At 72.8% G+C, this 12519-nt stretch carries 6 protein-coding genes; 3 read left to right on the top strand and 3 right to left on the bottom strand.

The annotated features are described in order from the left end of the window. Window positions 1–160 precede the first annotated feature (160 nt). From GQS52_RS20195 to GQS52_RS20205, 3 genes are all read left to right on the top strand, one after another. Complete coding sequence (locus GQS52_RS20195; protein WP_182314761.1) at window positions 161–1801, top strand: MFS transporter; 1641 nt, start codon at window positions 161–163, stop codon at window positions 1799–1801. A gap of 206 nt (window positions 1802–2007) precedes the next feature. Beyond that, window positions 2008–2559, top strand: coding sequence for a TetR/AcrR family transcriptional regulator (locus GQS52_RS20200; RefSeq protein WP_259370873.1), 552 nt, complete (start codon window positions 2008–2010; stop codon window positions 2557–2559). 236 nt (window positions 2560–2795) lie between these two features. Then, window positions 2796–3824 (top strand): endonuclease/exonuclease/phosphatase family protein, encoded by a 1029-nt coding sequence (locus GQS52_RS20205; RefSeq protein ID WP_182314763.1) that lies wholly within the window; start codon window positions 2796–2798, stop codon window positions 3822–3824. 87 nt (window positions 3825–3911) lie between these two features. Here GQS52_RS20205 and GQS52_RS20210 read toward each other — a convergent pair whose 3' ends face one another. The 3 genes from GQS52_RS20210 to GQS52_RS20220 all read right to left on the bottom strand — a co-directional run bounded on the left by GQS52_RS20210 (window position 3912) and on the right by GQS52_RS20220 (window position 12474). Further along, window positions 3912–5285: an FAD-dependent oxidoreductase gene (locus tag GQS52_RS20210; RefSeq protein ID WP_182314764.1), complete on the bottom strand. Its 1374-nt coding sequence runs from the start codon at window positions 5283–5285 to the stop codon at window positions 3912–3914. A 271-nt stretch (window positions 5286–5556) separates the two neighbouring features. Then, complete coding sequence (dnaE, locus tag GQS52_RS20215; RefSeq protein WP_182314765.1) at window positions 5557–9102, bottom strand: DNA polymerase III subunit alpha; 3546 nt, start codon at window positions 9100–9102, stop codon at window positions 5557–5559. Window positions 9103–10722: 1620 nt separating this feature from the next. Then, on the bottom strand, window positions 10723–12474 hold the full coding sequence (locus GQS52_RS20220) for an NAD+ synthase (protein ID WP_182314766.1): 1752 nt from the start codon (window positions 12472–12474) through the stop codon (window positions 10723–10725). Window positions 12475–12519: the final 45 nt, after the last annotated feature.

A 12519-nucleotide genomic window follows, 5' to 3' on the forward strand; every position in this document is an offset into this window, starting at 1 on the left:
CGCCCTGGCGGCGTCCCCGGACCTCCCCCCATGCTGGCACGGACCGCGGCTGCTTCAAAGCCCCCGTCCGGACTCCCCGCGTTCCGCCTCCCGGGCGTATTTCCGCCCGCCCCTGCGATACGAGACGGTGCCGTATCGAAACCTGACCTAGCGTGAGCCCATGACGAGACCGACACCGGAGCCCGCAGCGCCGTCCCGCGGCGTCCCCGAGGCCGTCCACCGCAGGCGCTGGGCGGTCCTGGCCGTCCTGCTGTCCAGCCTGCTGGTGGTCGTGCTGGACAACTCGATCCTCAACGTCGCGCTGAAGACCCTGGCCATGCCCCCGCCCACCGGCCTGGGGGCCAGCCAGAGCGCACTGGAGTGGGCGGTCAACTCCTACACCCTGGTCTTCGCAGCCCTGCTGTTCACCGGCGGCCTGCTGGGCGACCGCCTGGGTCGCAAGAAGACCCTGACGGCCGGCATGGCGGTGTTCGGCCTGGGCTCGCTGCTGTCGGCGTTCGCCGGCTCCACCGGCGAGCTGATCGCCTTCCGCGCGGTGATGGGCCTGGGCGGCGCCCTCGTCCTGCCCGCCACGCTGGCGATCATCGTGAACGTCTTCGAGCGCGACGAGCAGCCCAAGGCGATCGGCATCTGGTCCGGGGCCGTGGGCGTGGCCATCGCCCTGGGGCCGGTCACCGGGGGCTTCCTGCTGGAGCACTTCTGGTGGGGCTCGGTCTTCCTGGTGAACGTGCCCGTCGTGGCACTCGCCCTCATCGGCATGGCGGTCCTCGTCCCCGACTCCCGCGACCCCCGGCCGGGCCGCACGGACCCCGTCGGGGTGGCGCTGTCCGTCGTCGGGCTGGTCCTGCTGGTCTACGGCATCATCGAGGGGGGCCGGCTGGCCGACGCCACCGCCCCCCTGGCGTGGGGGCCGGCCCTGGGCGGCCTGGCCGTCCTCGTCCTCTTCGTGCTCCACGAGCGGCGCACCGCCCACCCCGCGCTGGACGTCGGGTACTTCCGCGACCCGCGGTTCGCCGTCGCCGTCGGCGCCGTCGCCCTGGTGTTCTTCTCCATGATGGGCGTGACCTTCTTCATGGTCTTCTACACCCAGAGCGTGCGCGGCTGCACCCCGCTGGAGTCCGGGCTGCTGATCCTGCCGCTCGCCGTGTCGCAGCTGCTCTTCTCCTCGCGGGCCAGACTGGCCGTCGACCGCTTCGGCGCCCGCGCGGTGTGCACCACGGCCATGGTGTTCGTCGCGGCCGCCTTCCTGGGCTGCCTGCTGCTGGACCGCGACACCCCGCTGTGGGTGCTGGAGGTCCTGCTCTTCGTCCAGGGCACGGCGACGGCCCACGTCATCCCGCCCGCCACCGTCTCCATCATGTCCTCCCTGCCGCGCGAGAAGGCGGGCTCGGGCTCGGCGGTCAACAACGTCTTCCGCCAGGTCGGCGCCCTGCTCGGCGTCGCGGTCCTCGGCTCGCTGCTGTCGGCCGTCTACCGCGGCGGCGTCGAGGACGACCTGGCCGCGCTCCCGCCGGGGGAGAGGCACGCCGCGGGCGAGTCCGTCGAGGCCACCCTGGCGGCCGCCGGCCGGATCGGGGAGGCGGGGCAGGCGCTGGCCGGGCACGCCGAGGAGGCGTTCGTGCACGCCATGCACGTCACCTCCTCGGTCGCGGCCGCGGTTGCGCTCGCCGGCGCCGCCGTGGTGCTGTTCTTCCTGCCCGGGAAGTCCGCGGGGGCACCCGGCCGGCCCGGGGGCGGCCGGCCGGCCGGCGTGGTCGCCGTGAGCCGGGAGCCGCAGGGGCGGACCGAACAGACGGGGTGAGGGGTGAGGGGCGCGTGCGGGAAGCGGCGGACCGGGCCGGCGGTACGGACCGGGCCGGCGGCGCGGGCGGCGCGGGCGGTGCGGCCGGGGCGGACGGGGCCGGGGACCGCGACGTCACCGGGGGCGGCCCCGGGAACGGAAGCGGGGGCGGGGGCGGCCCCGGGGGCGGGGCCGAGGTCCGCCGGGGGCGGCCGCGGGACGCGTCCGTGGAACGGACGGTCGTCGAGGCGGTGCTGCGCCTGATCGAGGAGGGCGTCTCGGTCGACGGGCTGTCGATCGAACGGATCGCGCGCACGGCCGGCGTCGGCAAGGCGACGATCTACCGCCGCTGGTCCGGCCGCGACCCGCTGCTGCTGGACGTGATGCGCTCCCTGGACGACCCGCCCCCGCCCCCGGCCGGCCACTCGGTCCGCGACGACCTGGTGGCGCTGCTGGAGTTCATCCGCCGCCGGGGCCTCGCCAAACGCGGATCCGCGGTCATGCGCACCGCTGCGGCCCAGTTCCAGAGCCGGCCGGACCTGTGGGACCAGTACCACGAGGTGATGGTGCGCAACCGCCGCGAAGCCCTGCAGCGGATCCTCAGGCGCGGCACGGAGACCGGCGAGGTCCGCAGCGACCTCGACCTCGACCTGCTCACCGACCTGTTCGCCGGCCCCATGCTCAGCCGGACCATGCTCCACCGCTGGACGCCGCTGGAGGAAGGCCTGTCGGAACGCATCGTCGACACCGTGCTCGAAGGCGTCCGCCCCCGGGAGTGACAGTCCGTCAATGTCCTTGTTCTGTCACAGTGACCACCCTCCCGACACGCCGAGGAACCTGACGGGCGGCCGGATTCGTCCTGCTGGTGTGGCCCGGGCACCGGTCCGTGGGGCAGGCTCTTCCCGGGCGGCACCCACCCGGCGCGGTCCGCCCCCTCCGGGGGCCGGCCGTTCCGCTCCGGGGCCCGGCACCACGGGCGGCACACGCACGGCGAGCAAGGCACGAAGGGCACCTCATGGCGCAGGCGAGCACGACGGAAGCGGCGACGGACGGACACGGGTCCGGCCTCCCCTCCCCGGGACCGTCCGGCCGTCCCCGGTGGCGGGACGGGCGGACGTGGCGGCGCGGCCGGGTGGTCGCGGCCCTGGCGCTCCTGGTATCGCTGGTCATGGCCTTCCACTCCGGCATCCCCAACGACATCGGCAACCTCGGCAGCCTGACCGAGACCTTCCTGCCCTGGCTGGGGCTGGCCGTGCCGATCCTGCTCCTGGCGGCCCTGCTGCGCCGCTCCGCGACCGCGCTGGTCGCGCTCGTGCTGCCGGCCTACGCGTGGGTCCACCTCTTCGGCGGCCTCACCCTGGACAAGGCGGAGGCCCGCGGCAGCGGCGACCTGACGGTCCTCACCCACAACGTCGACGCCGCCAACACCGACTACGACCGCACCGTGCGCGAGGTGATCGCCTCCGGCGCCGACGTGGTGGCCCTGCAGGAGCTCACCGAGGCGGCCGTCCCGGAGTACGGGAACGGGCTGGCCGCCTCCTACCCGTACCGGGCGGTCGAGGGGACCGTCGGGCTGTGGAGCAAGTACCCGCTCGACGACACCGACGAGGTCGACATCGGCCTGGGCTGGACCCGGGCGCTGCGCTCCACCGCGGCCACCCCCGAGGGCCCGGTCGCCTTCTACGTGGCCCACCTGCCCTCGGTGCGGGTCAAGGTCGACGCCGGCTTCACCGCCGACCGGCGGGACCGCAGCGCCGAGTTGCTGGGCGAGGCCATCGTGGACGACCCGGTGGGGCAGGTCGTCCTGCTCGGCGACCTCAACGGCACGATGAACGACCGCAGTCTGGCCCCGGTGACCTCCCAGATGCGCTCGGCCCAGGGCGCCGCGGGCGACGGGTTCGGCTTCAGCTGGCCGTCCTCGTTCCCGGTGACCAGGATCGACCAGATCATGACCAAGGGGATCGACCCGGTCTCCTCGTGGGTGCTGGAGGACTCCGGCAGCGACCACCTCCCCCTCGCCGCCGAGCTGCGGTTCCGGCAGTAGGGGCCCCGCGGTCCCGGCCCGGGGGGCCCGCGGTCCCGGCCCGGGCGGCCGCCGGGGTTCCGGCCCGGGGGGCCGCCGGGCGGGCGCTCAGCCCGGGACGAGTGCGTCCCACCGGGCCCGGGTCGGGCCGTCGTGCTCCGGGGAGAAGTCCGGGTGGGCGGCCAGCCAGGCGGTGACGTGCCGGTCCACCTCGTCGGTGCCGTAGGCGTCCTGGGCCTGTCGCAGGAGGTGGCGTACCTGGGCCCGGGCCCTCATGACCACGGGGTCCTCGAAGGCGCAGACGGCCAGGGCGGCGGCCCGCCGGTCCGGGGGCGGCGGGTCCTCGGCGAGGCGCTCTCCGTTGGCGCGGTCGGCCGTCACCTGCGCGTCGAACCACGGGCGGAGGGTGCGTACCGCCCAGGTGTGGTGGACGACGGGGTCCGCGGCGATCCGGTCGGCACTGGCGGCGAGGTGCTGGGCGGCGAGCAGGCCGAGGGCCGCGCCGTGGCCGAAGGTGGGATTGGTGTGGATGAGGCTGTCCCCGGCGTTGACCAGGCCGGTGACGACGGGCCCGTCGTCGTCGACGAGGGCGGTCCAGCGGTTGTCCAGGCCGGCCATCGCCAGGACGGCCGACTGCGGTTCGGGGTCCAGGCCGAGCCAGGCGGCGGTGGCGGGGAAGAGGCGGGCGGCGGCCTCGAACACGGCGGGGTCGGTGAGCGCGCCGCGGGTCGGGTCGCCCGTGGAGAGCACCAGGCTCACCGCGAAGGTGTCGTTGTCGGAGGGGAAGACGCCGGCGAACGCGAACGACGAGGTCGAGCCGGTCTTCACCCGCCCGGGGTCGCGCGGGCCGTCGGCACGCAGGCGGTACCAGCGGCACAGGTAGGCGATCCCGGCGCGGTGGCTGTCGACCACGGGCGGGCGGCAGCCGGCCGCGGCCAGCCAGCCGGGAACCGGCGAGCGACGACCGGACGCGTCGACGACGAGGTCCGCCCGGTGCACCTCCTCGCCCACCCGCACGCCGGTGACCCGGGCAGGGTCGCCCTCCTCGACGGTGAGGCCGTGCACCCGGCGGCCCAGCCGCACGTCGACGGTGCGTTCCCGCCGCACGGCCGCGGCCAGGGCGGCCTCCAGCACGATGCGGCGGGTCCGCAGGGTCACCAGGTCCTCGTCGCCGGCCCGGTGCGGCGGGTGTTCGTCGAACCAGTCGAACTCGTGGTACTCCCGCGCTCCGCGGGCCAGCAGGTCCGCGTGGACGTCGGGGGCCTCGGCGAGCAGTACGGTGCGCACGGGCGCCAGGAACGAGTGGGGGTGGACGGCCTGCGGGGTCCGGGGCCTGTCCCAGTGGAAGAAGTCCCGGTCCGGGTCCTCCCCGGCCTGCCGCGCGTCCTGCTCGAACAACGTGACCGTGTGGCCCCGCCGCCCGAGCATGAGCGCCGTCCCCAGCCCGCTGACACCCCCGCCGATCACCGCAACCCGCACCACTGAAGCTCCCCTTCGCGTCGTGTTGCGGAACGACCCTACTGTTCGGCGGTCTCCGGTCGGGAACCCGCGTCGTCCACCGCATGCGACGCGTTCGCAAAGGGGTGTTCACCGGGGACGGGCATCGGCATGACACTGGGCGCGCCGGCTGCCGGCCCGCTCACCGGCCGCGCCCTGCGCCCGACCCCGTACGGCTCGCCGGCCGCTCTCGCCGCCGTCCTGCTGCGGGGACGACGGCCGGGGCCGCCGGGGGGGGCCGGCAGCCCCGGGGAGGTCAGCCCGTCTGCAGGCAGGAGGGGCCCAGGAGGGCCTTGAGGTCGCCGAACAGCGCCGGGTCGGCGCTCACCCGGTGCCGGTCCAGCCTCAGTACGGTGGTCGAGCGGACCCCTTCCAGCCTGACCCGCACCTCGGTGTTGCCGCGGTGCTGGCTGAGGACGTCGCCGAGCCGGGCCACCAGCGGCGGGGTGACCTTCAGCGAGGGGATGGTGATCGTCACCGGCGCGTCCACCCCGGCGTCGGACAGGTCCGGGACGGCCAGTTCCATCGCCACCAGCCGGGGCACGTCCTCGCGCTTGTCCAGCCGCCCCTTGACGAAGACGACCGCGTCCTCGACCAGCTGGGTGGAGACCAGCTGGTAGGTGGCGGGGAAGAACATGCAGTCGATGGAGCCGGCCAGGTCCTCCACGGTGGCGATGGCCCAGGCGTTGCCCTGCTTGGTCATCTTGCGCTGCAGGCCGGTGATGAGGCCGCCGACGGTGACGATCGCGCCGTCGGCGTGCTCGCCGCCGGTCAGCTGCGAGATCGCCGCGTCGGACCGGTCGTTGAGGACGTGCTCGATGCCGAACAGCGGGTGGTCGGAGACGTACAGGCCGAGCATCTCGCGCTCCTGGGAGAGCAGGAACCGCTTGTCCCACTCGTCCTCGCCGATCGGGGTGTCGAGACCGAAGCTGGGACCGGAGGCGTCTTCGTCCCCGCCGAGGTCGCCGAAGAGGTCGAACTGCCCCTCGGCCTCCTTGCGCTTGACCTGCACGACGTTGTCGACCATCGACTCGAAGACCGCGGACAGGCCCTTGCGGGTGTGGCCGAGGCCGTCGAAGCCGCCCGCCTTGATCATCGATTCGATGGTGCGCTTGTTGCAGACCACGGCCTCGACCTTGTCGAGGAAGTCGGGGAAGTCGGAGTACTTCCCCTTCTCCTTGCGGCACTTGACGATGGAGTCGACGACGTTGGCGCCGACGTTGCGCACCGCGGTCAGGCCGAAGACGATCGTGTCGTCGCCGCGCGGCGTGAAGTTGGCCTCGGACTCGTTGACGTCCGGGGGGAGGACCTTGATGCCCATGCGGCGGCACTCGTTGAGGTAGAGCGCCATCTTGTCCTTGTCGTCCTTGACGGATGTCAGGAGCGCGGCCATGTACTCGGCCGGGTAGTTGGCCTTGAGGTAGGCGGTCCAGTACGACACCAGGCCGTACGCGGCCGAGTGGGCCTTGTTGAAGGCGTAGCCGGCGAAGGGCACCAGCACGTCCCACACGGCCTGGATCGCCTCGTCGGAGTAGCCCCGTTCGCGGCAGCCCGCCCGGAAGGGCACGAACTCCTTGTCGAGGACCTCCTTCTTCTTCTTGCCCATCGCGCGGCGCAGCAGGTCGGCCTGGCCGAGGGTGTAGCCGGCCAGCACCTGCGCGGCTTTTTGCACCTGCTCCTGGTAGACGATCAGGCCGTAGGTGACGTCGAGGACCTCGCGCAGCGGTTCCTCGAGTTCGGGGTGGATCGGGGTGATCTCCTGCTGGCCGTTCTTGCGCAGGGCGTAGTTGATGTGGGAGTTCATGCCCATCGGCCCGGGCCGGTACAGGGCCGAGACGGCGGAGATGTCCTCGAAGTTGTCGGGCTTCATCATGCGCAGCAGTGAGCGCATCGGGCCGCCGTCGAACTGGAAGACGCCCAGGGTGTCGCCGCGGGCGAGGAGGGCGTAGGTGGCCGGGTCGTCCAGGGGCAGGGAGAGCAGTTCGAGGTCGATGCCCTTGTTGGCCTTGATGGCCTTCTGGGCGTCGTCCATGATCGTCAGGTTGCGCAGGCCGAGGAAGTCCATCTTCAGCAGGCCCAGCGACTCGCAGCTGGGGTAGTCCCACTGGGTGACGACGGCGCCGTCGTTCTTGGGGGAGAAGATCGGCACGTGGTCGACCAGCGGCTCGCTGGACATGATGACGCCGGCCGCGTGCACGCCCATCTGCCGCACCAGGCCCTCGATGCCGCGCGCCGAGTCGATCACCTTGGTGACGTCCGGCTCGTTCTCGTACATCGCCCGGACCTCGGCGGCCTCGCTGTAGCGCGGGTGCTCGGGGTCGGTGATGCCGGAGAGCGGGATGCCCTTGCCCATCACGTCCGCGGGCATGGCCTTGGTGATCCGGTCGCCCATGGCGAACGGGTAGCCCAGCACCCGCGCGGAGTCCTTGATCGCGGCCTTGGCCTTGATGGTGCCGTAGGTGGCGATCTGCGCCACCTTGTCGGAGCCGTACTTCTCGGTGACGTACCGGATGACCTCGCCGCGCCTGCGCTCGTCGAAGTCGATGTCGACATCGGGCATGGACACGCGCTCGGGGTTGAGGAACCGCTCGAAGATCAGGCCGTGCGGAACGGGGTCCAGGTCGGTGATGCCCATGGCGTAGGCGACGATCGAACCGGCCGCCGAGCCGCGGCCCGGACCGACGGCGATGCCGTTGTTCTTCGCCCACATGATGAAGTCGGCGACCACGAGGAAGTAGCCGGGGAACCCCATCTGGATGATGGTGTCCATCTCGTACTCGGCGAGCTTCTGCCGGTCCTCGGGGATCCCGCCGGGGAAGCGGCGGGCCATGCCGCGCGCCACCTCCTCGCGGAACCAGGTGACCTCGGTGTACCCCTCGGGCACGTCGAAGCGGGGCATCAGGTTCTTCGGCTCGAACATGCCCGAGATGTCGACCCGGTCGGCGATCAGCAGCTGGCTGTTGCGGCAGCCCTCCTGCCAGGCGTCGGAGGAGTCGATCGCGTACATCTCGGCGGCCGACTTCAGGTAGTAGCCGGAGCCGTCGAACTTGAACCGGTCCGGGTCGGAGAGGTTGGAGCCGGTCTGGATGCACAGCAGAGTGTCGTGTGCCGCCGACTCGTGCTCGTAGGTGTAGTGCGAGTCGTTGGTGACGACGAACGGCGCGCCGATCTTCTTGGAGATCTCCATCAGGCCGTCGCGGGCGCGGCGGTCGATGTCGATGCCGTGGTCCATGATCTCGACGAAGAAGTTCTCCTTGCCGAAGATGTCCTGGTACTCCCCGGCCGCCTTGATCGCCTCGTCCATCTGGCCCAGGCGGATCCTGGTGGAGATCTCCCCCGAGGGGCAGCCGGTGGTGGCCATCAGGCCCTCGGCGTACTCCGAGAGCAGCTCGCGGTCCATGCGGGGCTTGCGGAAGAAGCCCTCCAGGCTGGCCCGGGACTGCGCGCGGAAGAGGTTGTGCAGGCCGGTGTTGTTCCGCGCCCACATCGTCATGTGGGTGTAGGCGCCCGCACCGGAGACGTCGTCCCCCTTCTGATGAGGGGCGCCCCACTTGACCGGCTTGTTGTGGTAGCGCGACTCCGGTGCCAGGTAGGCCTCGATGCCCATGACGGGGGTGACCCCGGCGTCCTTGGCCTGGTGGAAGAAGTCGTAGGCGCCGTGCAGGTTGCCGTGGTCGGTGATCGCCACGTGCGTCATGCCCATCTCGTTGCACGCCTTGAACATGTCCTTCAACCGCGCCGCACCGTCCAGGAGCGAGTACTGGGTGTGGACGTGCAGGTGCGTGAACGGCTGGTTGGTCACCGAACGGGCCTTCCGAAGGAGGGTCGGACTGGGACAGCGTTCCGACAGGGCCGTCCCGGGGGGACGCACACAGTGTCGGAAGCATCGACCCTATACCGCTCCAGCCCCGGCGGAGCCTCCCCCCGCACGCCCCTCACGCTTCCTCCGCGCCGGTCGTTTCCGCAGGTCAGCACGGTTTTCCGGGGAAGAGGCCAAGGTCAGCGGAGTGCGGAATCCGACACGGAACGGCGACGCGTTCCCGCTGCAGCCCGGACGTGCGGGGTGGTGGTGCGGTGAGGCGGGGGTGCTCGGTTCCTTGTGCCCGGTGCCCGGTGCCCGGTGCCCGGTGCTCGGTTCCTGGTTCCCGGTATTGCGGTGGCTGGTGGTTCGGTGGTGCGGGTCACGGCCGGGGTCGGTTCGGTGGGGCAGTTCGCTTTCGTTGCCGGGTGCGGGCCGTCGTCGCGGCCTCCGGCCGCAAAGAAGGGCGGGCTGCGAGGGGGAGGGGTGCGGGCGGGGCTTGTTCGCTGGGTGGCGGCTGGTCCTCGGTGGCGGTCACCGCGCCGGGAACGCTGCGCGCCCCCGGGTGGGCGGTCGGCGCCGCCTCGTCACCGTGCGGGCCGTTCCCGATGCCCGTCACTACTCGGCTGGTGCTTCGCACCCGTGGCGGGCCCGACCGGTCAAGCGCCGGCCCGGTGGGGCGGGGATCCGGCCCGGTGGGGCGGCCCGGCCCGGACGGGCGGCGGCCCGGCGCGGTCGGGCGGCCCGGCCCGGTGGGTCGGCCCGGCGAGGTCGGGCGGCCCGGCCCGGTGGGTCGGCCCGGCGAGGTGGCGCAGGGCTGTGGTCTCCCCGTTCGCGGGGCTGTGGCCTCCCGCCCGTAGGAGTGGGGGAGGGGCGAGCTCGGCGGTTGGGCCATTGGGGTGGTCCGATTACGGTTTGCCGCCGCACTTTTGGCAGGCGTCCCCCATGTGGCCCAATTTCTTGCTCCATGTGAGGGACGAAAGCAGCCCGTGTGGAAGCGGCTGCGAAAAGTGCGGGGCCAAACCGTAGAAACGGCCGGGAAGCGCGGTGGCAAACCGTCGATTCCCCTGTCGCATCCGCCTTCCTGCGCAATCTCGGTGCGAGCGGAGTGGGGCCTACTGGGCCACCGCCCGACCGGGCCGGGCCGCCCCACCGGGCCGGCTCCCCGCCCCACCGGGCCGTCGCTTGACCGGTCGGGCCCGCCACGGGTGCGAAGCACCAGCCGAGTAGTGACGGGCATCGGGAACGGCCCGCACGGTGACGAGGCGGCGCCGACCGCCCACCCGGGGGCGCGCAGCGTTCCCGGCGCGGTGACCGCCACCGAGGACCAGCCGCCACCCAGCGAACAAGCCCCGCCCGCACCCCTCCCCCTCGCAGCCCGCCCTTCTTTGCGGCCGGAGGCCGCGACGACGGCCCGCACCCGGCAACGAAAGCGAACTGCCCCACCGAACCGGCCCCGCACCGTTGTCCCTGGGCTCACGAAGGTCCTGGCGGCGGCCCGGCCTGGCGGTGGGCACGGGCCCACCGCCAGGCCGGGCCGCCGCTGGCACGGGCCCACCGCTGGGCCCGGCCCACCGCCGGGCCGGGCCCGCAGCCAACCCCCGGCCTGGCGGCCCAGGTGGCTCAGGTGTGTTCGCGCCAGCGGTTGGTGATGGGCAGGCGGCGGTCCTTGCCGAAGCCCTTCGGTGAGATCTTGGTGCCCGGCGGGTACTGGCGCCGCTTGTACTCGGCGGTGTCCACCATCCGCAGGACCCGGCTGACCAGCTCCGGCTCGAAGCCGGCGGCCACGATGGCGTCCCGGCCCCGGTCGCGGTCCACGTACAGCTCCAGGACCTGGTCCAGCAGCTCGTAGTCGGGCAGCGAGTCGGTGTCCAGCTGGCCCGGGCGCAGTTCGGCGCTGGGCGGCTTGGAGATGGAGTTCTCCGGGATCGGCGGGGTCAGCCCGCGGTCGGCAGCGGCCTTGTTGCGCCAGCGGCACAGCCGCCACACTGCCGTCTTCCACACGTCCTTGATGGGGGCGAAGCCGCCGACCGCGTCGCCGTAGAGGGTGGAGTAGCCGCAGGCCAGCTCGGACTTGTTGCCGGTGGCCAGGACCAGGTGGCCCTCCTGGTTGGACAGGGCCATCAGTGTGGTGCCGCGCAGCCGCGCCTGGAGGTTCTCCTCGGCCAGACCGGTCAGCGACAGCTGCCCCATGTAGGCGTCGAACATCTGGCCGATGGGGACGGTGCGGTAGTTCAGCCCGGTGCGGCGGGCCAGGTCCGCGGCGTCGTCCATCGAGTGGTCGGAGGAGTAGCGCGAGGGCATGGAGACGCCGTGGACGTTCTCCGCGCCGATCGCGTCGCAGGCGATGGCGGCGACGAGGGCGGAGTCGATGCCGCCGGACAGGCCCAGGAGCACCGAGCGGAAGCCGTTCTTGGCCAGGTAGGCGCGCAGGCCGACGACCAGGGCCGTGTAGACCTCCTCGTCGTCGTCCAGCCGCTCGGCCTGACCGGGCACCACCGCGGCGGCGGCCGGCTCGTCCGGGGCGGCGGAGATCGTGCGGTGGTCGACGGTGAGCCCGTCCCGCAGGGGCCCGGAGGGCACCTCGCCCGCGGCGGGCAGGTCCAGGTCCACCAGGACGCAGCCCTCCTCGAACTGCGGGGCGCGCGTGATCACCTCCCCGTCGGCGTCCACGACGATCGAGTCGCCGTCGAAGACCAGCTCGTCCTGGCCGCCGATCATCGCCAGGTAGGCGATGGGGCAGCCGGCCTCCCGGGCGCGGCGGCTCACCAGCTCCAGCCGGACGTCGTCCTTGCACTGCTCGTAGGGGGAGGCGTTGATCGACAGCAGCAGGCCCGCGCCGGCCTCGCGCGCGGCGGGCACCCGCCCGCCGTCCTGCCACAGGTCCTCGCAGATGGCCAGGGCCACGTCCACTCCGCGCACCCGCACCACCGGCAGGGTGTCGCCGGGCACGAAGTAGCGGAACTCGTCGAAGACGCCGTAGTTCGGCAGGTGGTGCTTGGCGAAGGACAGCACCACCTCGCCGCCGTGGAGCACCGCCGCCGCGTTCTGCGGCGCGCCGGCCGGCTGCCCGTACCGGGGCTGTGCCCTCTCGCTGCGGTCGAGGTAGCCGACGACCACCGGGACCTCGCCCAGGCCCTCGGCGGCGAGCTGCCCGGCGAGGGCGGTCAGCGCGGCGCGCGAGGCCTCCACGAAGGAGGAGCGCAGGGCCAGGTCCTCGACGGGGTAGCCGGTCAGCACCATCTCGGGGAACGCGACGAGGTGGGCTCCTTGCTCGACCGCGTGCCGGGTCCAGCGGAGCACCGATGCGCCGTTCCCGGCGAGGTCGCCGACGCAGGAATCGATCTGGTTCAGGGCGAGACGAAGTTGAGGCACGGCTCCCAGCCTAATCGTCTCTTCGACGCGATCTTCCGCAGGCGG

Source organism: Streptomyces sp. SCUT-3 (assembly GCF_014083985.1).
Taxonomy (GTDB): Bacteria; Actinomycetota; Actinomycetes; order Streptomycetales; family Streptomycetaceae; genus Streptomyces_H; species Streptomyces_H thermolineatus.

What these genes read in the sequence shown, in the direction of transcription:
- GQS52_RS20195 (WP_182314761.1), top strand. Translation starts at nt 161, where the DNA reads ATGACGAGACCGACACCGGAGCCCGCAGCGCCGTCCCGCGGCGTCCCC.
- GQS52_RS20205 (WP_182314763.1), top strand. Translation starts at nt 2,796, where the DNA reads ATGGCGCAGGCGAGCACGACGGAAGCGGCGACGGACGGACACGGGTCC.